Consider the following 18,324-nt stretch of genomic DNA (forward strand, 5'->3'; position numbering starts at 1 on the left):
ACTATAAAATATATACCATCATGCTTTTTCTAGGAGGCTGTCGTTTGATGAAAATATTTAGAGAATACAAGGCTACAAAACAACCGACAGATGATTTTCTCTCATGGCTATTTATTAGAAGAATAAATCTAAGAGTAAAATTGTTGTTTATTGCAATTTTATGGATAGGGTGGCTAAGATTTGCTTTCGACTTAGTATTCATGGTTCGTGTCTTTCAATTTGTCTTTATAGGATTTCTTATTTATTTAATGTATCTTTTGGTACTGCTTATCAAAAAAATAGCAAAGTTCATTGTTCGCCGTTGATCCTTCACTTTTGCAAGTAATACATAAAGAAATGTTTTGAGCCAACTCTCCATGTTGAGGGTTGGCTTTTTCTGGCATAGTTGGAAGAAACTAAAAGAAAAACAGCAAATTCACTTGTACATAGAGAAGGATTTCTCTTTTCTCAATAAAATGAAAACTTATGAAAATAAAATGTTTTTTACAGCAAAAAAACCTTGCGTTGTGCATTTAGATATATTATAATGACAAAGGTGCGTTTACCTTAGGTGAATGGCACAGACGAAATCAAAATGATTTTGTCGGCTAAGAAACGAGAGGTTGCGACACGCCCGGACGCTTTGCCACGAACGAGCGTGACGGAAATTTTCGTGGAGCTATGTCTACTTTTCAAAATAGGCGAAGGAGGGAACAAGATGGCAAAACAAAAAATTCGTATCCGTTTAAAAGCGTATGAACACCGTATTTTAGATCAATCAGCGGATAAAATCGTGGAAACTGCAAAAAGAACTGGAGCTGGCGTTTCTGGTCCAATTCCATTACCAACTGAACGCAGTCTTTACACAGTTATTCGTGCGACGCACAAATACAAAGATTCACGCGAACAATTCGAAATGCGTACACACAAACGTCTTATCGACATTGTGAACCCAACACCAAAAACAGTTGATGCTTTAATGAAGCTTGACTTACCATCAGGTGTTAACATCGAAATCAAACTATAAAAACTAAACTAATAATAATGGAGGTGTACTCATGACCAAAGGAATCTTAGGGAAAAAAGTGGGAATGACACAAATCTTCACTGAATCTGGCGAATTAATTCCAGTTACTGTTGTAGAAGCTACGCCAAACGTAGTACTACAAGTGAAAACAATGGAAACTGATGGCTACGAAGCTATTCAAGTTGGTTACCAAGATATGCGTGAAGTTTTATCAAACAAACCTGCGAAAGGTCATGTTGCAAAAGCAAACACGGCTCCTAAGCGCTTCATTCGTGAATTCAAAAATGTTGAGCTAGGAGAATATGAAGTAGGAAAAGAAATTACAGTTGATGTTTTCCAAGCAGGAGACATTATTGATGTAACAGGTACTACGAAAGGTAAAGGATTCCAAGGGGTTATCAAACGTCACGGCCAAAGCCGCGGACCAATGGCTCACGGTTCTCGCTACCATCGTCGTCCTGGGTCAATGGGTCCAGTTGCACCTAACCGTGTATTCAAAAACAAACGTCTTGCTGGCCGTATGGGTGGCAACCGCGTAACTATCCAAAACTTGGAAGTTGTACGTGTAGATGCTGAAAGAAACGTAATCTTGATCAAAGGTAACGTTCCTGGAGCGAAAAAATCATTAATCACTATCAAATCAGCTGTGAAAGCTAAATAATAGTAGGAAGAAAGGAGGAACTAAGGAATGCCGAATGTAGCATTATTCAAACAAGATGGAAGCCAAAACGGTGAAATCACTCTTAACGAAGAAATCTTCGGAATTGAACCAAATGAAAGTGTTGTATACGACGCAATCGTTATGCAACGTGCATCATTAAGACAAGGAACTCATGCGGTTAAAAACCGTAGCGCTGTTCGAGGCGGTGGCCGTAAACCATGGCGCCAAAAAGGAACTGGTCGTGCTCGTCAAGGATCAATCCGTTCACCACAATGGCGTGGAGGTGGCGTAGTCTTCGGACCAACACCACGTTCTTACAGCTACAAACTTCCTAAAAAAGTTCGTCGCTTAGCAATGAAATCTGTATTGTCAGAAAAAGTTGCTGAAAACAACTTGGTAGCAATCGAAGGATTGAGCTTTGATGCACCAAAAACAAAAGAATTCAAAGAAGTTCTTGCTAAATTATCTATTGACTCTAAAGTATTGGTTGTACTAGAACCTGGTAACGACTTTGCAGCTTTATCTGCACGTAACTTATCAAACGTTTCTGTAGTAACTTCTGATAACGTTAGCGTTCTAGATGTTGTATCAAATACAAAAGTTTTAGCAACACAAACTGCTCTTACTCAAATTGAGGAGGTGCTTGCATAATGAACTTACTAGACGTAATCAAACGCCCAGTGATCACTGAGAAATCAATGCTTGCCATGGATGACAAGAAATATACTTTCGAAGTAGACACTCGCGCAAACAAAACTTTAGTAAAACAAGCGGTTGAAGCTGCTTTTGACGTAAAAGTCAAAAACGTGAACATCGTGAACGTACGTGCGAAATTCAAACGTATGGGCAAATATGCAGGATATACGAAAAAACGTCGCAAAGCGATCGTTACATTGACTGAAGATTCAAAAGAAATCCAATTATTCGATGCTGCTGAATAAGCATTGCTCGATGACTGATTAAATTAGGAGGGGAAAACGTGGCGATTAAAAAGTACAAACCTACCACAAATGGCCGTCGTAACATGACAGGTTCTGATTTTGCTGAAATCACAACATCAACACCTGAAAAAACATTGTTACAGCCATTGAAAAACCATGCTGGACGTAACAACAACGGCCGCATCACTGTACGTCATCAAGGTGGCGGACACAAACGCCAATACCGCGTGATCGATTTCAAACGTAACAAAGACAACGTTGTTGCTACTGTTCAAACGATCGAATATGATCCAAACCGTTCAGCTAACATCGCGTTAGTACATTATGAAGATGGAGTGAAAGCTTACATCTTAGCACCAAAAGGACTACAAGTTGGAATGAAACTTGTTTCAGGTCCAGAAGCAGATATCAAAGTCGGAAATGCTCTTCCTTTAGAAAACATTCCAGTTGGTACTGTGATCCACAATATTGAAATGAAACCTGGTAAAGGTGGACAATTGATCCGTTCTGCTGGTACAAGTGCTCAAGTACTTGGTAAAGAAGGCAAATACGTATTGATCCGCTTAAACTCTGGTGAAGTTCGCATGATCTTAGCTGCATGCCGTGCAACAATCGGTTCTGTAGGTAACGAACAACATGAACTTATCAATATTGGTAAAGCTGGCCGCTCTCGTTGGATGCGTAAACGCCCAACTGTACGTGGTAGCGTAATGAACCCTAACGATCACCCACACGGTGGTGGTGAAGGTAAAGCTCCAATCGGGCGTAAAGCTCCAGTTTCTCCTTGGGGTCAACCAGCTCTTGGTTACAAAACTCGTAACAAGAAAGCTAAATCAGACAAACTTATCGTTCGTCGTAAAAATAAATAATTACTTTGACCATGTGTCGCACATTTTGAGAGGAGGTTCACCATGGGTCGTAGTTTAAAGAAAGGGCCTTTCGTTGATGAGCATTTAATGAGTAAAGTTGAAGCTCAAGCAGGGGCCGAAAAGAAAAAAGTAATCAAAACTTGGTCTCGTCGTTCGACAATTTTCCCAAGTTTTGTTGGATATACCATCGCAGTATATGATGGACGTAAACACGTACCAGTTTACATCCAAGAAGATATGGTAGGACACAAATTAGGTGAATTCGCACCAACTAGAACTTATCGTGGGCATGTTGCTGACGACAAGAAAACGAGACGCTAATTCGAGGGGAGGATAAAAGCAAATGGCAGAACAAATCACATCAGCTAAAGCAACTGCAAAAACAGTTCGCACTTCACCTCGTAAAGCGCGTCTAGTAATTGACCTTATCAGAGGTAAAAGTGTTGCGGATGCAATTTCAATCTTGAAATTCACACCAAACAAATCTGCTGGGATCATCGAGAAAGTATTGATGTCAGCAATTGCAAATGCAGAAAACAACTTTGACTTAGATGTTGAGAACTTGGTAGTATCTGAAGCATTTGTTAACGAAGGACCAACAATGAAACGTTTCCGTCCACGTGCAAAAGGTTCAGCTTCACCAATCAACAAACGTACAAGTCATATCACGGTAGTCGTATCAGAAAAATAAGGAGGGATAATCTGTGGGTCAAAAAGTACATCCAATTGGAATGCGTGTAGGCATCATCCGCGACTGGGATGCAAAATGGTTTGCTGAAAAAGAGTATGCAGAGTTCTTACACGAAGATTTAAGAATCCGTAAATTTATTTCAACTAGACTTGCTGATGCTGCTGTATCAACAATTGAAATCGAACGCGCAACTGGCCGCGTAAACATTTCAATCCACACAGCTAAACCAGGTATGGTTATTGGTAAAGGCGGATCTGAAGTCGAAAACCTAAGAAAAGAATTAAACAAATTAACTGGTAAAAGAATCCATATCAACATCGTGGAAATCAAAAAACCAGATTTAGATGCTAAATTAGTAGGTGAAGGAATTGCACGTCAATTAGAAAACCGTGTTGCATTCCGTCGCGCTCAAAAACAAGCCATCCAACGTTCAATGCGTTCTGGCGCTAAAGGTATCAAAACTCAAGTATCTGGACGTCTAAACGGTGCGGATATCGCTCGTTCAGAAGGATACTCAGAAGGAACAGTTCCTCTTCACACTTTGCGTGCGGATATTGATTACGCATGGGAAGAAGCAGATACAACATACGGAAAACTAGGAGTTAAAGTGTGGATCTATCGTGGAGAAATTCTTCCAACTAAAAAAAACACTGAGAAAGGAGGGAAATAAACATGTTAGTACCTAAACGTGTAAAACACCGTCGTGAATTCCGCGGAAAAATGCGTGGTGAAGCAAAAGGCGGAAAAGAAGTAGCATTCGGTGAATACGGCTTACAAGCTGTTGAATCACACTGGATCACAAACCGTCAGATCGAAGCTTCTCGTATTGCTATGACTCGTTACATGAAACGTGGCGGGAAAGTATGGATCAAAATTTTCCCTCATAAATCATATACATCTAAAGCGATCGGCGTTCGTATGGGTAAAGGTAAAGGGGCTCCTGAAGGATGGGTTGCACCAGTAAAACGTGGTAAAATCATGTTTGAAATCGCAGGCGTATCTGAAGAAGTAGCTCGTGAAGCATTACGTTTAGCTTCTCACAAATTACCAATGAAAACTAAGATCGTAAAACGTGAGGAAATGGGTGGTGAATCGAATGAAGGTTAAAGAAATCAGAGAATTAACCACTGCCGAAATGCTTGATCAAGAAAAACAATTAAAAGAAGAATTGTTTAATCTTAGATTCCAATTAGCAACAGGTCAATTAGAAAACACTGCACGTATTAAAGAAGTACGTAAATCGATTGCACGCATCAAAACAGTTTTGCGTGAACAAGCTAAGTAATTATGGAAGGAGGCCATTAAGCGTATGACTGAAGAAAGAAATCAACGCAAAGTTTATCAAGGTCGCGTGGTATCAGACAAAATGGATAAAACAATTACCGTTGCTGTCGAAACAAAGAAAAACCACCCTATTTACGGTAAACGCATGAACTACTCTAAGAAGTACAAAGTACATGATGAAAACAACACAGCAAAAGTTGGCGACATCGTGAGAATTATGGAAACTCGTCCATTATCAGCTACAAAACGTTTCCGTTTGTTGGAAATAGTCGAAGAAGCAGTTATTATCTAATAACACGAGATTTTCCTATGTAGATTGAATGCAAAATCTGAAAGGAGGATACACAACGTGATCCAAGCAGAAAGTCGTTTAAGAATCGCTGATAATTCAGGCGCACGTGAAATTTTGACGATCAAAGTCCTTGGTGGATCTGGTCGCAAAACTGCGAATATCGGTGATGTGATCGTTGCTACGGTTAAACAAGCAACGCCAGGTGGGGTTGTCAAAAAAGGTGACGTCGTTAAAGCCGTTATCGTTCGTACAAAATCAGGAGCTCGTCGTGCAGACGGTTCATACATCAAATTTGATGAAAATGCTGCAGTGATTATTCGTGATGATAAAAGCCCTCGTGGAACACGTATCTTTGGGCCAGTTGCACGTGAACTACGTGAAAACAACTTCATGAAGATCGTTTCTCTAGCACCAGAAGTTTTATAATCTTGAGACACTTAACAAAGGAGGTGCGAAACAGTATGTTTGTTAAAAAAGGCGATAAAGTTAAAGTGATCACCGGTAAAGACAAAAACAAAGAAGGCGTTGTATTAGCAGCGTTTCCTAAACAGGATAAAGTGGTTGTCGAAGGTGTGAACATGATCAAAAAACACCAAAAACCTTCTCAAGCTGCTCCTCAAGGCGGGATTGTTGAGATGGAAGCGCCACTTCACGTTTCTAACGTGATGGTCATCGACTCTACTGGTGTAGCTGGCCGTGTTGGCTACAAAGAAGTAGACGGAAAAAAAGTCCGTGTTTCTAAAAAAACCGGTGAAGTTTTAGATAAATAAAAAGTTTAAGGAAGGAGGGTCTTACTGAATGAACCGCCTAAAAGAAAAATATCTTAAAGAAGTAACTCCATCATTGATGGAAAAATTTAACTATAGCTCTGTTATGCAAACACCTAAAGTTGAAAAAATCGTCATCAACATGGGTGTTGGTGATGCGGTATCAAACGCTAAAAACTTAGACAAAGCAGTTGAAGAACTAACTTTGATCACTGGACAAAAACCAATGATTACAAAAGCTAAAAAATCAATCGCTGGATTCCGTTTACGTGAAGGAATGCCAATTGGTGCAAAAGTTACCTTGCGCGGAGAAAGAATGTACGAATTTTTAGATAAATTAGTATCAGTTTCTCTACCACGTGTACGTGACTTCCATGGTGTAAGTAAAAAAGCCTTTGATGGTCGTGGAAACTACACTTTAGGTATTAAAGAACAATTGATCTTCCCAGAAGTAGATTATGATTTAGTAGATAAAGTACGTGGTATGGACATCGTTATTGTAACAACAGCGAACACAGATGAAGAATCTCGTGAGTTGTTGACACAATTAGGCATGCCATTCCAAAAATAATTAAAGGAGGCGAACTACGTGGCTAAAAAATCAATGATTGCTAAAAACAAACGTCCTGCAAAACATTCAACACAAGCTTATACTCGTTGCGAACGTTGCGGACGTCCACATTCAGTTTATCGTAAGTTCCATCTTTGCCGTATTTGCTTCCGCGAACTTGCCTATAAAGGTCAAATTCCCGGCGTGAAGAAAGCTAGCTGGTAAAAAAGTAAATTCGCATAAGAAGGAGGTAAAAGTTCAATGGTCATGACAGATCCAATTGCAGATTTTCTAACTCGTATCCGTAATGCAAACATGGTTAAACATGAGGCTTTAGAAGTTCCTGCATCAAAAATTAAACGTGACATCGCTGAAATCTTGAAACGTGAAGGTTTCGTTCGTGATGTTGAATATATCGAAGATGACAAGCAAGGCGTGATCCGTGTTTTCCTTAAATTCGGTAAAAGCGGCGAACGTGTTATTACAAACTTAAAACGTATTTCTAAACCAGGTTTACGTGTTTATGTTAAAGCTGGCGAAGTGCCAAAAGTTTTAAATGGCTTAGGTATCGCTATTATTTCGACTTCTGAAGGTGTTGTCACTGATAAAGAAGCTCGTGAGAAAAACATCGGCGGCGAAGTTATCGCTTACGTATGGTAATCAAGTAGAATCTACAAGGAGGTGTCTTTAAGTGAGCCGTATTGGAAATAAGATCGTTGTGATCCCTGAAGGAGTAACAATCACTCAAGATGGAAACAACATTACAGTTAAAGGACCAAAAGGGGAATTGACTCGTGAGTTTTCTGCTGATATCAAAATGAATATCGAAGGAAACGAAGTGACATTCACTCGTCCAAACGACAGTAAAGAAATGAAAACTATCCATGGAACTACTCGTGCTAACTTCAACAACATGGTTGTAGGTGTTAGTGAAGGATTCCAAAAAGGATTAGAATTAATCGGGGTTGGGTACCGTGCGCAAATGCAAGGAACAAAACTTGTATTGAACGTTGGTTACTCACATCCAGTAGAAATCACACCACCAGCTGGCATTACTGTTGAAGTGCCATCTAACACACAAGTAATTGTGAAGGGTGCGAACAAAGAAGAAGTTGGCGAATTAGCTGCGAACATCCGTGGTACTCGTCCTCCAGAACCTTATAAAGGTAAAGGTATTCGTTATGTTGGCGAATTCGTACGCCGTAAAGAAGGTAAAACTGGTAAATAATCGTTTCGAAAAATTGCATAGAAGCCAGCAGCAGGAAAAAAGGATTTTGCTGAAGTATTTCTTCATTAAGAGAGAGTTTACTTGTGCCGCAGCTTCTATTTTTTCAAAACTGATTATTTCTACTGCATGACAGTAGAAAAAATAAAAATAAAGAGGTGACAATTGTGATTACAAAACCAGATAAAAACAAAACACGTCAAAAGAGACACCGTCGTGTACGTAATACTATCTCTGGTACTGCTGAGCGCCCACGCTTGAACGTTTTTCGTTCTAACAAAAACATCTACGCGCAACTTATTGATGACGTAGCGGGTGTAACGCTAGCAAGTGCCTCTACCTTGGATAAAGAAATTTCAGGTGGAACAAAAACAGAAGCAGCACAAGCTGTCGGTAAATTAGTTGCTGAACGCGCAACTGAAAAAGGCATTAAAGTCGTAGTCTTTGACCGTGGTGGATACCTTTACCATGGCCGTGTGCAAGCTTTAGCTGAAGCTGCTCGCGAAAATGGACTAGAATTTTAGAAGAAGGAGGAATACCATTCATGGTTTATATCGATCCAAAACATTTGGAATTAGAAGACCGCGTTGTTGCAATTAACCGTGTAACAAAAGTTGTTAAAGGTGGACGTCGTCTACGTTTTGCTGCTTTAGTTGTTGTCGGTGACAAAAACGGACACGTAGGATTTGGTACTGGTAAAGCACAAGAAGTACCTGAAGCAATCCGTAAAGCAATTGAAGATGCGAAGAAAAACTTAGTTGAAGTACCTATGGTTGGTTCAACAATCCCACACGAAGTAATCGGTGCTTTTAGTGGTGGTAGAATCCTAATGAAACCTGCTGTTGAAGGTTCTGGGGTTGCTGCTGGTGGACCAGTTCGTGCCGTATTAGAATTAGCAGGGGTAGCAGATATCACTTCTAAATCTTTAGGCTCAAACACACCAATCAACGTTGTTCGCGCAACTGTTGAAGGTTTGAAACAATTAAAACGTGCTGAAGAAGTTGCAGAACTTCGCGGCAAATCAGTGGAAGAATTAATCGGATAAGGAGGACAAACATAATGGCTGAATTAAAAGTAACTTTAAAACGCAGTATTATCGGACGTCCTCAAAACCAACGCGCAACTGTTAAAGCGCTAGGTCTTACAAAGATTAACAGCTCAGTGGTTAAGCCTTCTAACGAAGCAATCAAAGGCATGATCAACACTGTTTCTCACTTAGTGGACGTTGAAGAAGTTTAATTAAACAATTAAAATAAGAATTAGGACAATTAAGGAGGTGCCAAACCTATGAAACTTCATGAATTAAAACCCGCTGAAGGTTCACGCCAAGTACGTAACCGTGTTGGTCGTGGTACTTCTTCAGGTAACGGAAAAACTGCCGGACGTGGTCAAAAAGGACAAAAAGCTCGTTCAGGCGGTGGTGTACGTCTAGGATTCGAAGGGGGACAAACACCATTGTTCCGTCGTTTACCAAAACGTGGATTTACAAATGTTAACCGTAAGGACTACGCAGTCGTTAATTTAGATGTCTTGAACCGCTTTGAAGACGGAGCTGAAGTAACACCTGTTGCTTTAGTAGAAGCTGGAATCGTGAAAAACGAAAAAGCTGGGATCAAAGTATTAGCTAACGGAGAATTGAACAAAAAGTTAACTGTGAAAGCAGCTAAATTCTCAAAAGCAGCACAAGAAGCAATCGAAGCGGCTGGTGGCTCTGTTGAGGTGATCTAATGCTTAAACTATTAAAGGACGCTTTTAAGGTCAAAGATATTAGATCGAAAATCCTTTTCACTGTATTTGTTCTCTTTGTCTTTCGTCTAGGGGCACATATTACTGTTCCTGGCGTAAACGCGAGCTCATTACAAAACCTTTCTAGCTTACCATTTTTCAACATGTTGAACTTGGTCAGTGGTAGTGCGATGCAAAACTTCTCGATCTTTTCGATGGGGGTTTCGCCATACATTACTGCATCGATCGTGATCCAGTTATTACAAATGGATATCGTTCCACGTTTTGTTGAATGGTCAAAACAAGGTGAAGTTGGACGTAAAAAATTGAACCAAGCAACACGATATTTGACATTAGTATTGGCATTTATCCAATCTGTCGGTATCACTGCTGGATTCAACCAATACGCTCAATTAGGTTTTGTCAATAATCCAAACATCTCTACTTACGTGACGATCGGTTTGATCTTAACGGCAGGAACGATGTTTGTGACTTGGTTGGGTGAACAAATCACTGAAAAAGGTATCGGTAATGGTGTGTCAATGATCATCTTTGCAGGGATCATTTCAAGATTACCGGAAAGTGTGCGAGAAATTTACGAAGATTACTTCGTAAACATCGACTCTTCCAATCTTTGGAGATCTGCGATTTTCGTTGCCATCTTACTTGTTGCGGTTCTAGCAATCGTGACATTCGTAACATTTTTCCAACAAGCTGAACGTAAGATTCCGATTCAGTACACAAAACGTGTAGCAGGTGCGCCAACAAGTAGTTATCTACCGTTGAAAGTGAACGCTGCTGGGGTAATTCCGGTTATCTTTGCAAGTTCATTTATTGCAACACCTAATGCTGTATTACAAGCGTTGAGTGGCCGATTTGGATCTGAAAACTGGTATAAAATAATGATGGAGATCTTTAACTATAATACGGTGCCTGGCGCAACGATTTATACGGTATTGATCGTCGCATTTACGTTCTTCTATGCCTTTGTCCAAGTTAACCCTGAGAAATTAGCGGAGAACTTACAAAAGCAAGGAAGCTATATACCAAGTGTACGCCCTGGTAAGGGAACTGAAGAGTATGTCTCAAGCTTATTGATGCGATTAAGTACAGTCGGAGCACTATTCCTTGGTTTAGTGGCATTATTACCAATCATTGCACAAATGGTTTGGGATCTGCCACAATCAATCGGATTAGGTGGTACAAGTCTGTTGATCGTGATCGGTGTGGCTTTAGAAACTGCGAAACAGTTAGAAGGCTTAATGCTGAAACGTAAATATGTTGGCTTTATTGAGTAAGAAAGCGTGTTGAGGTTTTTTCCTCAACACACGTTCTCACATTTATTAGGAGGGAAAGCAATGAACCTCATTTTAATGGGGCTGCCAGGTGCAGGTAAAGGAACTCAAGCGGAAAAAATCATTGACGCTTACGGGATTCCTCACATCTCAACAGGAGATATGTTTCGTGCAGCTATCAAAAATGAAACAGCTCTTGGCTTGGAAGCAAAGTCTTATATGGATAAAGGTGCATTAGTTCCTGATGAAGTAACAAATGGAATCGTAAAAGAGCGTTTAGCAGAACCCGATACAGAGAAAGGCTTCTTATTAGATGGTTTTCCTCGTACGATCGAGCAAGCAGAAGCTCTAGATGCAATGCTAAAAGATTTAAATAAACAAATTGATGCTGTCATCGATATCCACGTGGGTGAAGAAGTTTTGGTTGAGCGTTTAGCAGGCCGCTTCATTTGCCGTAACTGTGGAGCAACTTACCATAAAATTTTCAACCCTACAAAAGTTGAAGACACATGTGATCGTTGTGGTGGGCATGAATTCTATCAAAGAGAAGATGATAAACCTGAGACGGTTAAAAATCGTCTGGCTATCAACATCAAAAATAGTGAACCAATCTTGGCTTATTATAAAGAACAAGGTTTGCTAAACACTATCGATGGTGATCGTGAAATCGATGCTGTATTTACTGATGTCAAAAAAATCATTGAAAAATAGCACGATTGCCCGTAGCCGACTTGCATTAAGCAGTTACTCTTGTCAAGTTCAATAAATTATGATAGAATATGTCAGTCCGACTTCTAGAGAATCCTCTAGATGATCCATTTTGAGAATTTTGAGGTGGGAACTGCAGTTTCCGCCATTTTATCGTGTGAAAATGCGAAACAAGTACAAGGAGGTACTGTGCGTGGCAAAAGAAGATATGATTGAAGTCGAAGGTACAGTCGTCGAAACTTTGCCGAATGCAATGTTTAAAGTTGAACTAGAAAACGGACACCAAGTTCTTGCTACTGTTTCAGGTAAAATTCGTATGCACTACATTCGTATTCTACCTGGTGACAAAGTGACGGTTGAATTGTCTCCGTATGATTTAAACCGTGGCCGTATTACTTATCGCTTTAAATAATTGTACTCCGTAAAACTACAGGAGGTATTATCATGAAAGTAAGACCATCAGTAAAACCAATGTGTGAACATTGTAAAGTAATTCGTCGTAAAGGACGCGTTATGGTGATTTGCCCAGCAAATCCAAAACATAAACAACGTCAAGGATAATTGGAGGTGCACTAAATATGGCTCGTATTGCAGGAGTAGATATTCCTCGTGATAAACGTGTAGTAGTTTCACTTACTTATATCTATGGTATTGGTAACACTACTGCGAAACAAATCTTAGCTGATGCTGGCGTATCTGAAGATGTTCGTGTTCGTGAATTAACGAATGAACAAACAGATGCTATCCGTGCAGAAGTAGATAAATTAAAAGTTGAAGGGGATCTTCGTCGTGAAGTGAACTTAAACATCAAACGCTTGATGGAAATCGGTTCTTACCGTGGAATCCGTCACCGTCGTGGATTGCCTGTTCGTGGACAAAACACGAAAAACAATGCACGTACTCGTAAAGGCCCAGCTCGCGCTATCGCTGGCAAGAAAAAATAATTCTTAAGTGAAGGAGGTTAAATCTTCATGGTAGCAAAAAAAGTGAATCGTAAACGCCGTGTGAAAAAGAATATAGAAGCTGGGATTGCACATATCCACTCTACATTCAACAACACAATCATCATGATCACTGATACTCACGGAAATGCTTTAGCGTGGTCATCAGCTGGTTCATTAGGTTTCAAAGGAAGCAAAAAATCAACTCCTTTTGCGGCTCAAATGGCAGCAGAAACAGCTACAAAAGCAGCAATGGAACACGGATTAAAAACTGTTGAAGTAACAGTTAAAGGACCTGGTTCTGGACGTGAAGCAGCAATTCGTTCATTACAAGCGACAGGTTTAGAAGTGACTGCAATTCGTGACGTGACTCCAGTTCCTCATAATGGTGCCCGCCCTCCAAAACGCCGTCGTGTTTAATGAGTGCCTCTCATTTTGAGTTCTATTAGTAACGTCATTGAACAAGACACTTTTCGTTTTGAAAGGGGTAAAGATAAGAATGATTGAGTTCGAAAAACCAAGAATCGCAAAAATTGATGAAGAAAAAGATTATGGCAAGTTCATCGTTGAACCTCTTGAAAGAGGGTATGGGACTACTTTAGGGAATTCCCTACGTCGTATTTTATTATCTTCTTTGCCAGGTGCTGCCATCACTAATATTCAAATCGATGGTGTGCTGCATGAATTCTCTACCATCAAAGGTGTTAGAGAAGACGTCACTCAAATCATCTTGAACATTAAAGGTTTAGCACTGAAAATGTATGGTCAAGAAGAAAAAACCCTTGAAATCGATATTACCGGACCTGCTACAGTAACTGCTGGCGATATTATCGTTGATAGTGAGGTAGAAATTCTTAACAAAGATATGTACATCTGTAGTGTATCTGAAGGTGCTACGTTCCATGCTCGCTTAACAGTGAAACCAGGACGTGGTTATGTTCAAGCAGATGAAAACAAAAAAGAAGATATGCCAATCGGTGTTCTTCCAGTCGATTCAATCTACACGCCTGTACGTCGTGTCAACTACCAAGTAGAAAACACACGTGTTGGACATCGTGAAGACTTTGATAAATTGACGATGGAGATCTGGACAGATGGTTCAATCGAACCATTGGAAGCAATGAGTTTATCTGCAAAAATCATGACTGAACATTTAGACATCTTTGTCAACCTAACTGATGAAGCGAAAAACGCTGAAATCATGGTCGAAAAAGAAGAAACACAAAAAGAAAAAATGTTAGAAATGACAATTGAAGAATTAGACTTATCTGTTCGCTCTTACAATTGCTTAAAACGTGCAGGAATCAATACTGTACAAGAACTTACGAATAAATCTGAGCCAGAAATGATCAAAGTCCGTAACTTAGGACGTAAATCATTAGAAGAAGTTAAAGCAAAATTGCATGACTTAGGTTTAGGTTTACGTAAAGAAGATTAAACCTTTTACGAAGGAGGGAAACCAACGTGAGTTATCGTAAACTAGGACGCACATCTAGCCAACGTAAAGCGATGTTGCGTGATTTAACAACTGACTTATTAATTAATGAACGTATTGTGACTACAGAAGCTCGTGCGAAAGAAGTTCGCTCAACTGCTGAAAAAATGATCACTTTAGGCAAACGTGGGGACTTACATGCACGTCGTCAAGCTGCGGCTTTCGTACGTAATGAAGTTGCTAGCGTGCGTGAAGAAAATGAGGAAATCGTTATCGAATCAGCTTTACAAAAGTTGTTCAACGATATTGCACCTCGTTATGCTGAACGTCAAGGTGGCTACACTCGTATCTTGAAGACAGAACCAAGACGCGGAGACGGTGCACCAATGGTTGTCTTAGAACTTGTCTAAAATCACACTAATAACATCACTTTATGGATGATTCTTTTAGAGTGTTATGATGTTGGAAGTTACTTATTCCGAGTCTAGCTCAGCGCTACTCCCCAGGCGATCCGTTTGGGGAGTATGCACTCATCATAAAGTGTTTTTTTGTACCTTCAATTAACTGTCAAGACAGCATTGAAGGTATAAAAAAACATTTTAAAAATCAGAAATGATTGAAAACTCAACGTTTTTTTGATAGTGTTAGTAGGAACTTTAGGATGAGGGGAGTACTTATGGAGCCGATTATTGAATTAGGAAAGATTAATTACAAATACCAACCAGAAGATTTACGACCAGCATTGAAAGATGTTTCTTTCACGATCAACAAAGGAGAATGGATCGCGATTATCGGGCACAATGGTTCTGGTAAATCCACGCTTGCGAAAACGATCAATGGATTACTCCTGCCAGAATCTGGAACAGTCAAAGTTGGTAACCAAACACTAAATGAAGAGAATATATGGGCGATTCGTCAAAAAGTCGGCATGGTTTTTCAGAATCCAGACAATCAATTTGTTGGATCAACAGTCGAAGATGATGTTGCCTTTGGATTAGAGAACCAAGGTATTCCTCGCGAAGAAATGGTCGTTCGAGTAAAAGATGCCCTTCAAAAAGTACGGATGTCTGATTTTGCGACAAGAGAACCCGTTCGTCTTTCTGGTGGGCAGAAACAACGTGTGGCGATTGCCGGTGTTGTAGCACTCCGACCAGAAATCATTATTTTAGATGAGGCGACAAGTATGTTAGATCCTGAAGGTCGTGAAGAAGTTATCACGACGATCAAAAAGATCAAAGAGGAAAGCCAATTGACCGTTATTTCAATCACGCATGATATCGATGAAGCAGCGAATGCCAATCGTATCTTTGTGATGAAAGAAGGCGAATTAGTGAATGAAGGAACACCTAAAGAGATTTTCTCTGCTGGACCGGAACTCATCAATCTCGGCTTAGATTTGCCTTTCCCTGAAAAACTAAAAAGTGCCTTGAAAGAACGCGGCATTGAAGTGCCTAAAGAATACATGACAGAAGAAAGGATGGTGGATTGGTTATGGACATCCGTTTTGAAAAAGTAAACTTTACGTACCAACCGAATACACCATTCGAGCAACGAGCGTTATTCGACATTGATTTGTTGATCAAAGAAAATAGCTATACTGCCTTAGTTGGTCATACAGGAAGCGGGAAATCCACCTTGCTTCAGCATTTGAATGCGTTGATCAAACCAACAGAAGGAATCGTTCAAATCGGCGATCGTCAAATCAAACCGGATACAGATAATAAAAATTTGAAACCGATTCGAAAAAAAGTTGGTATTGTTTTTCAGTTTCCAGAAGCACAGCTATTCGAAGAAACGGTAGCAAAAGATATTGCTTTTGGACCTAAAAACTTTGGTGTTAGCGAAGAAGAAGCGATGTTACTAGCAAAAGAAACATTAGAGCAAGTCGGCTTAGATGAAACGTATCTAGAACGCTCCCCATTTGAGCTGTCTGGGGGTCAAATGCGCCGTGTAGCGATTGCTGGCGTCTTAGCAATGAAACCAGAAGTACTCGTGTTAGATGAGCCTACAGCGGGGTTAGATCCACAAGGAAGAAAAGAAATGATGGATATGTTCTGGCGGTTGCATCAAGAACATCAAATCACGATCGTATTGGTGACACATTTAATGGATGATGTAGCAAATTATGCTGATTTTGTTTATGTGTTAGAAAAAGGCCGGATCGTTAAATGCGGAGAACCTAAAGAAGTGTTCCAACACCTTTCTTGGTTAAAGGAACGCCAATTAGGAGTGCCAACAGCTACTGAATTTGCAGAGGATCTACGAGCAAAAGGGATTCCTTTTGATGAACTGCCGATCACTGCAGAAGCGCTAGCAGATCAACTGGTAAAACTGGTTGGAGGTACCGCTCATGATGAATAAACTGATTTTTGGTCGTTACATGCCTGGAGACTCATTTATCCACCGATTAGACCCACGAGCAAAGTTATTAGCGAGTTTCTATTTTATCGGCATTATTTTCTTAGCAAATAATTGGCAAACCTATGCCTTATTAGCAGTGTTTACTTTATTCACTGTCTTTTTGTCAAAAGTAGATATCAAATTCTTTATTCGTGGAATCCGACCGCTGATCTGGTTGATCCTATTCACGGTCGCTTTGCAAGTACTGTTTACTAGCGGTGGAGAAACTTATTGGAGTTGGTGGATTTTCAACATTACTCAATTCGGCGTAATGAATGGACTGTTTATTTTTTGTCGTTTTGTCTTGATCATCTTTATGTCTACATTGTTGACACTGACAACACCGCCTTTGGAATTGTCTGATGCGATTGAATATTTGTTGCGCCCATTGAAGGCTGTGCGCTTTCCTGTACATGAGGTTTCCTTGATGCTTTCGATTGCTTTACGTTTTGTTCCGACATTGATGGATGAAACAGAGAAGATCATGAATGCACAACGCGCTCGTGGTGTCGATTTTGGTGAAGGCAGTCTAGTGCAAAAAATGAAAGCAGTGATTCCTTTACTGATCCCACTATTTGTCAGCAGTTTCAATCGTGCGGAAGATCTAGCAACAGCGATGGAAGCAAGAGGCTATCAAGGTGGAGAAGGACGAACAAAATACCGTGTGCTTCACTGGCACTTGCAAGACACGATTGTCATGCTTGCCTTTGTGGTCGTGACGGTCGTGCTAGTGTTCCTTCGCAGCTAAACGGATCAAAGATGAACGAGAACAGGGGAAGAAGAATGGTACGCTATAAAGCAATCATTGCCTATGATGGTACACAGTTCAATGGGTTTCAGAAACAACCTAACGGACGAACTGTCCAAGAAGAACTGGAAAAAACATTAAAGAAGATGGCAAATGGAAAAGAAATCACGATTTTTGGATCTGGTAGGACAGATGCAGGGGTTCATGCACTCGGCCAAGTCATTCACTTTGATTATCCAGAAGAGCGACCGTTGGAACGGATGCGTTTTGGGTTAGACACACAGTCGCCAGAAGATATTGCGGTAAAAAGTGTGGAGATCGTGCCGGAGACTTTTCACGCACGCTATCTCGTTAAAGAAAAGACGTATCAATTCAAAGTGGATATCGGCAAGCCACGTAGTCCTTTTCGCAGACATTATGCGAGCTATTTTCCTTATCCTTTAGATTTAAAGAAGATTGAGCGAGCATTGCCTGATTTACTTGGTACGCATGATTTTACTTCGTTTTGTGCTTCAGGAAGCTCGATCGAAGACAAGGTTCGGACAATCTATGAAGCGAGTTTGCAAGTCAATGAAGCTGGCGATGAGCTGACGTTCACGTTTCGTGGTGATGGCTTCCTGTATAAAATGATCCGTATTTTAGTCGGAACATTATTAAAAATAGGCAACGATCGTTTGCCGGAAGATTGTCTGCCGGAGATCATTGCTAAAAAAGACCGCAATGCTGCCGGTCCTACTGCGCATCCTGAAGGTTTGTATCTCTATGAAGTAAAATACGAATAGTATA

General features: G+C 40.2%; 34 protein-coding genes. All 34 read left to right on the forward strand.

Features of this window, described 5'->3' with window-relative positions:
• Positions 1 to 47 precede the first annotated feature (47 nt).
• The 34 genes from DOK79_RS06410 (at position 48) to truA (ending at position 18,320) form a co-directional block, all read left to right on the forward strand.
• Positions 48 to 305, forward strand: coding sequence for a hypothetical protein (locus tag DOK79_RS06410; protein ID WP_206854617.1), 258 nt, complete (start codon positions 48 to 50; stop codon positions 303 to 305).
• A 392-nt stretch (positions 306 to 697) separates the two neighbouring features.
• Positions 698 to 1,006, forward strand: coding sequence for a 30S ribosomal protein S10 (rpsJ, locus tag DOK79_RS06415; RefSeq protein WP_010734471.1), 309 nt, complete (start codon positions 698 to 700; stop codon positions 1,004 to 1,006).
• A 31-nt stretch (positions 1,007 to 1,037) separates the two neighbouring features.
• Positions 1,038 to 1,667, forward strand: a complete 630-nt coding sequence (gene rplC, locus DOK79_RS06420) for a 50S ribosomal protein L3 (RefSeq protein WP_002290445.1) — start codon at positions 1,038 to 1,040, stop codon at positions 1,665 to 1,667.
• Between the two features lie 27 nt (positions 1,668 to 1,694).
• Positions 1,695 to 2,318 (forward strand): 50S ribosomal protein L4, encoded by a 624-nt coding sequence (gene rplD, locus DOK79_RS06425; RefSeq protein ID WP_010734469.1) that lies wholly within the window; start codon positions 1,695 to 1,697, stop codon positions 2,316 to 2,318.
• On the forward strand, positions 2,318 to 2,608 hold the full coding sequence (gene rplW / locus DOK79_RS06430; protein ID WP_034689412.1) for a 50S ribosomal protein L23: 291 nt from the start codon (positions 2,318 to 2,320) through the stop codon (positions 2,606 to 2,608). Before rplD ends, rplW begins: the two co-directional genes overlap by 1 nt.
• Before the next feature lie 38 nt (positions 2,609 to 2,646).
• Positions 2,647 to 3,477, forward strand: coding sequence for a 50S ribosomal protein L2 (gene rplB / locus DOK79_RS06435; protein ID WP_010734468.1), 831 nt, complete (start codon positions 2,647 to 2,649; stop codon positions 3,475 to 3,477).
• Positions 3,478 to 3,519: 42 nt separating this feature from the next.
• Positions 3,520 to 3,798: a 30S ribosomal protein S19 gene (gene rpsS, locus DOK79_RS06440; protein WP_010734467.1), complete on the forward strand. Its 279-nt coding sequence runs from the start codon at positions 3,520 to 3,522 to the stop codon at positions 3,796 to 3,798.
• A 22-nt stretch (positions 3,799 to 3,820) separates the two neighbouring features.
• On the forward strand, positions 3,821 to 4,168 hold the full coding sequence (rplV, locus tag DOK79_RS06445; protein ID WP_010734466.1) for a 50S ribosomal protein L22: 348 nt from the start codon (positions 3,821 to 3,823) through the stop codon (positions 4,166 to 4,168).
• Positions 4,169 to 4,181: 13 nt separating this feature from the next.
• Entirely contained in the window at positions 4,182 to 4,838 is a 657-nt protein-coding gene (gene rpsC / locus DOK79_RS06450; protein ID WP_010734465.1) for a 30S ribosomal protein S3, read from the forward strand.
• Between the two features lie 2 nt (positions 4,839 to 4,840).
• A complete protein-coding gene (gene rplP / locus DOK79_RS06455; RefSeq protein WP_010734464.1) occupies positions 4,841 to 5,275 on the forward strand; it encodes a 50S ribosomal protein L16 in 435 nt (144 codons plus the stop codon).
• Complete coding sequence (gene rpmC / locus DOK79_RS06460; protein WP_002288664.1) at positions 5,265 to 5,453, forward strand: 50S ribosomal protein L29; 189 nt, start codon at positions 5,265 to 5,267, stop codon at positions 5,451 to 5,453. Before rplP ends, rpmC begins: the two co-directional genes overlap by 11 nt.
• Positions 5,454 to 5,477: 24 nt before the next feature.
• Complete coding sequence (gene rpsQ, locus DOK79_RS06465; RefSeq protein ID WP_010734463.1) at positions 5,478 to 5,744, forward strand: 30S ribosomal protein S17; 267 nt, start codon at positions 5,478 to 5,480, stop codon at positions 5,742 to 5,744.
• Between the two features lie 57 nt (positions 5,745 to 5,801).
• A complete protein-coding gene (rplN, locus tag DOK79_RS06470) occupies positions 5,802 to 6,170 on the forward strand; it encodes a 50S ribosomal protein L14 (protein ID WP_010734462.1) in 369 nt (122 codons plus the stop codon).
• A 35-nt stretch (positions 6,171 to 6,205) separates the two neighbouring features.
• Complete coding sequence (gene rplX / locus DOK79_RS06475; protein WP_010734461.1) at positions 6,206 to 6,514, forward strand: 50S ribosomal protein L24; 309 nt, start codon at positions 6,206 to 6,208, stop codon at positions 6,512 to 6,514.
• 28 nt (positions 6,515 to 6,542) lie between these two features.
• Entirely contained in the window at positions 6,543 to 7,082 is a 540-nt protein-coding gene (gene rplE / locus DOK79_RS06480; protein WP_034689410.1) for a 50S ribosomal protein L5, read from the forward strand.
• Positions 7,083 to 7,100: 18 nt separating this feature from the next.
• Positions 7,101 to 7,286, forward strand: a complete 186-nt coding sequence (locus tag DOK79_RS06485; RefSeq protein ID WP_002356214.1) for a type Z 30S ribosomal protein S14 — start codon at positions 7,101 to 7,103, stop codon at positions 7,284 to 7,286.
• Positions 7,287 to 7,322: 36 nt separating this feature from the next.
• Entirely contained in the window at positions 7,323 to 7,721 is a 399-nt protein-coding gene (gene rpsH, locus DOK79_RS06490; RefSeq protein ID WP_010734459.1) for a 30S ribosomal protein S8, read from the forward strand.
• Positions 7,722 to 7,752: 31 nt separating this feature from the next.
• The gene (rplF, locus tag DOK79_RS06495) at positions 7,753 to 8,289 is read left to right on the forward strand and encodes a 50S ribosomal protein L6 (RefSeq protein WP_206854614.1); all 537 of its coding nucleotides are present in this window, start codon (positions 7,753 to 7,755) and stop codon (positions 8,287 to 8,289) included.
• Between the two features lie 164 nt (positions 8,290 to 8,453).
• Positions 8,454 to 8,810: a 50S ribosomal protein L18 gene (rplR, locus tag DOK79_RS06500; RefSeq protein WP_010734457.1), complete on the forward strand. Its 357-nt coding sequence runs from the start codon at positions 8,454 to 8,456 to the stop codon at positions 8,808 to 8,810.
• Between the two features lie 20 nt (positions 8,811 to 8,830).
• Positions 8,831 to 9,331, forward strand: coding sequence for a 30S ribosomal protein S5 (rpsE, locus tag DOK79_RS06505; protein WP_002288681.1), 501 nt, complete (start codon positions 8,831 to 8,833; stop codon positions 9,329 to 9,331).
• 14 nt (positions 9,332 to 9,345) lie between these two features.
• Complete coding sequence (rpmD, locus tag DOK79_RS06510; protein WP_206854611.1) at positions 9,346 to 9,525, forward strand: 50S ribosomal protein L30; 180 nt, start codon at positions 9,346 to 9,348, stop codon at positions 9,523 to 9,525.
• A gap of 48 nt (positions 9,526 to 9,573) precedes the next feature.
• Positions 9,574 to 10,014, forward strand: coding sequence for a 50S ribosomal protein L15 (gene rplO, locus DOK79_RS06515; protein ID WP_010734454.1), 441 nt, complete (start codon positions 9,574 to 9,576; stop codon positions 10,012 to 10,014).
• On the forward strand, positions 10,014 to 11,309 hold the full coding sequence (secY, locus tag DOK79_RS06520) for a preprotein translocase subunit SecY (RefSeq protein WP_206854608.1): 1,296 nt from the start codon (positions 10,014 to 10,016) through the stop codon (positions 11,307 to 11,309). Before rplO ends, secY begins: the two co-directional genes overlap by 1 nt.
• A gap of 60 nt (positions 11,310 to 11,369) precedes the next feature.
• A complete protein-coding gene (locus DOK79_RS06525) occupies positions 11,370 to 12,017 on the forward strand; it encodes an adenylate kinase (protein ID WP_206854606.1) in 648 nt (215 codons plus the stop codon).
• 190 nt (positions 12,018 to 12,207) lie between these two features.
• Positions 12,208 to 12,426: a translation initiation factor IF-1 gene (gene infA / locus DOK79_RS06530; protein ID WP_002288695.1), complete on the forward strand. Its 219-nt coding sequence runs from the start codon at positions 12,208 to 12,210 to the stop codon at positions 12,424 to 12,426.
• Between the two features lie 32 nt (positions 12,427 to 12,458).
• Entirely contained in the window at positions 12,459 to 12,575 is a 117-nt protein-coding gene (rpmJ, locus tag DOK79_RS06535; RefSeq protein WP_002288710.1) for a 50S ribosomal protein L36, read from the forward strand.
• Between the two features lie 17 nt (positions 12,576 to 12,592).
• A complete protein-coding gene (rpsM, locus tag DOK79_RS06540) occupies positions 12,593 to 12,958 on the forward strand; it encodes a 30S ribosomal protein S13 (RefSeq protein WP_206854604.1) in 366 nt (121 codons plus the stop codon).
• A gap of 27 nt (positions 12,959 to 12,985) precedes the next feature.
• Complete coding sequence (rpsK, locus tag DOK79_RS06545) at positions 12,986 to 13,375, forward strand: 30S ribosomal protein S11 (protein ID WP_010734450.1); 390 nt, start codon at positions 12,986 to 12,988, stop codon at positions 13,373 to 13,375.
• A gap of 79 nt (positions 13,376 to 13,454) precedes the next feature.
• The gene (locus DOK79_RS06550; protein WP_005880735.1) at positions 13,455 to 14,393 is read left to right on the forward strand and encodes a DNA-directed RNA polymerase subunit alpha; all 939 of its coding nucleotides are present in this window, start codon (positions 13,455 to 13,457) and stop codon (positions 14,391 to 14,393) included.
• A gap of 26 nt (positions 14,394 to 14,419) precedes the next feature.
• On the forward strand, positions 14,420 to 14,800 hold the full coding sequence (gene rplQ, locus DOK79_RS06555) for a 50S ribosomal protein L17 (protein ID WP_010734449.1): 381 nt from the start codon (positions 14,420 to 14,422) through the stop codon (positions 14,798 to 14,800).
• A gap of 266 nt (positions 14,801 to 15,066) precedes the next feature.
• A complete protein-coding gene (locus tag DOK79_RS06560; protein ID WP_206854601.1) occupies positions 15,067 to 15,906 on the forward strand; it encodes an energy-coupling factor ABC transporter ATP-binding protein in 840 nt (279 codons plus the stop codon).
• Positions 15,882 to 16,751 carry an energy-coupling factor ABC transporter ATP-binding protein gene (locus tag DOK79_RS06565; RefSeq protein WP_206854599.1) on the forward strand — a complete coding sequence of 290 codons (870 nt, stop codon included), beginning with the start codon at positions 15,882 to 15,884 and terminating at the stop codon, positions 16,749 to 16,751. The genes DOK79_RS06560 and DOK79_RS06565 overlap by 25 nt, the downstream gene beginning before the upstream one ends.
• Positions 16,741 to 17,538, forward strand: coding sequence for an energy-coupling factor transporter transmembrane component T family protein (locus tag DOK79_RS06570; RefSeq protein WP_206854597.1), 798 nt, complete (start codon positions 16,741 to 16,743; stop codon positions 17,536 to 17,538). Before DOK79_RS06565 ends, DOK79_RS06570 begins: the two co-directional genes overlap by 11 nt.
• 35 nt (positions 17,539 to 17,573) lie before the next feature.
• Positions 17,574 to 18,320: a tRNA pseudouridine(38-40) synthase TruA gene (gene truA, locus DOK79_RS06575; RefSeq protein WP_206854596.1), complete on the forward strand. Its 747-nt coding sequence runs from the start codon at positions 17,574 to 17,576 to the stop codon at positions 18,318 to 18,320.
• Positions 18,321 to 18,324: the final 4 nt, after the last annotated feature.

The organism is Enterococcus sp. DIV1094 (assembly GCF_017316305.2).
Classification (GTDB): Bacteria; Bacillota; Bacilli; order Lactobacillales; family Enterococcaceae; genus Enterococcus_B; species Enterococcus_B mangumiae.

Excerpts from the sequence above, each read along its gene's own strand:
- DOK79_RS06410 (WP_206854617.1), top strand. The coding sequence starts at position 48 with ATGAAAATATTTAGAGAATACAAGGCTACAAAACAACCGACAGATGAT.
- rpsJ (WP_010734471.1), top strand. The coding sequence starts at position 698 with ATGGCAAAACAAAAAATTCGTATCCGTTTAAAAGCGTATGAACACCGT.
- rplC (WP_002290445.1), top strand. The coding sequence starts at position 1,038 with ATGACCAAAGGAATCTTAGGGAAAAAAGTGGGAATGACACAAATCTTC.
- rplD (WP_010734469.1), top strand. The coding sequence starts at position 1,695 with ATGCCGAATGTAGCATTATTCAAACAAGATGGAAGCCAAAACGGTGAA.
- rplW (WP_034689412.1), top strand. The coding sequence starts at position 2,318 with ATGAACTTACTAGACGTAATCAAACGCCCAGTGATCACTGAGAAATCA.
- rpsS (WP_010734467.1), top strand. The coding sequence starts at position 3,520 with ATGGGTCGTAGTTTAAAGAAAGGGCCTTTCGTTGATGAGCATTTAATG.
- rplV (WP_010734466.1), top strand. The coding sequence starts at position 3,821 with ATGGCAGAACAAATCACATCAGCTAAAGCAACTGCAAAAACAGTTCGC.
- rplP (WP_010734464.1), top strand. The coding sequence starts at position 4,841 with ATGTTAGTACCTAAACGTGTAAAACACCGTCGTGAATTCCGCGGAAAA.
- rpmC (WP_002288664.1), top strand. The coding sequence starts at position 5,265 with ATGAAGGTTAAAGAAATCAGAGAATTAACCACTGCCGAAATGCTTGAT.
- rpsQ (WP_010734463.1), top strand. The coding sequence starts at position 5,478 with ATGACTGAAGAAAGAAATCAACGCAAAGTTTATCAAGGTCGCGTGGTA.
- rplX (WP_010734461.1), top strand. The coding sequence starts at position 6,206 with ATGTTTGTTAAAAAAGGCGATAAAGTTAAAGTGATCACCGGTAAAGAC.
- rplE (WP_034689410.1), top strand. The coding sequence starts at position 6,543 with ATGAACCGCCTAAAAGAAAAATATCTTAAAGAAGTAACTCCATCATTG.
- rpsH (WP_010734459.1), top strand. The coding sequence starts at position 7,323 with ATGGTCATGACAGATCCAATTGCAGATTTTCTAACTCGTATCCGTAAT.
- rpsE (WP_002288681.1), top strand. The coding sequence starts at position 8,831 with ATGGTTTATATCGATCCAAAACATTTGGAATTAGAAGACCGCGTTGTT.
- rpmD (WP_206854611.1), top strand. The coding sequence starts at position 9,346 with ATGGCTGAATTAAAAGTAACTTTAAAACGCAGTATTATCGGACGTCCT.
- rplO (WP_010734454.1), top strand. The coding sequence starts at position 9,574 with ATGAAACTTCATGAATTAAAACCCGCTGAAGGTTCACGCCAAGTACGT.
- secY (WP_206854608.1), top strand. The coding sequence starts at position 10,014 with ATGCTTAAACTATTAAAGGACGCTTTTAAGGTCAAAGATATTAGATCG.
- DOK79_RS06525 (WP_206854606.1), top strand. The coding sequence starts at position 11,370 with ATGAACCTCATTTTAATGGGGCTGCCAGGTGCAGGTAAAGGAACTCAA.
- rpmJ (WP_002288710.1), top strand. The coding sequence starts at position 12,459 with ATGAAAGTAAGACCATCAGTAAAACCAATGTGTGAACATTGTAAAGTA.
- rpsM (WP_206854604.1), top strand. The coding sequence starts at position 12,593 with ATGGCTCGTATTGCAGGAGTAGATATTCCTCGTGATAAACGTGTAGTA.
- rpsK (WP_010734450.1), top strand. The coding sequence starts at position 12,986 with ATGGTAGCAAAAAAAGTGAATCGTAAACGCCGTGTGAAAAAGAATATA.
- DOK79_RS06550 (WP_005880735.1), top strand. The coding sequence starts at position 13,455 with ATGATTGAGTTCGAAAAACCAAGAATCGCAAAAATTGATGAAGAAAAA.
- DOK79_RS06560 (WP_206854601.1), top strand. The coding sequence starts at position 15,067 with ATGGAGCCGATTATTGAATTAGGAAAGATTAATTACAAATACCAACCA.
- DOK79_RS06565 (WP_206854599.1), top strand. The coding sequence starts at position 15,882 with ATGGACATCCGTTTTGAAAAAGTAAACTTTACGTACCAACCGAATACA.
- DOK79_RS06570 (WP_206854597.1), top strand. The coding sequence starts at position 16,741 with ATGATGAATAAACTGATTTTTGGTCGTTACATGCCTGGAGACTCATTT.
- truA (WP_206854596.1), top strand. The coding sequence starts at position 17,574 with ATGGTACGCTATAAAGCAATCATTGCCTATGATGGTACACAGTTCAAT.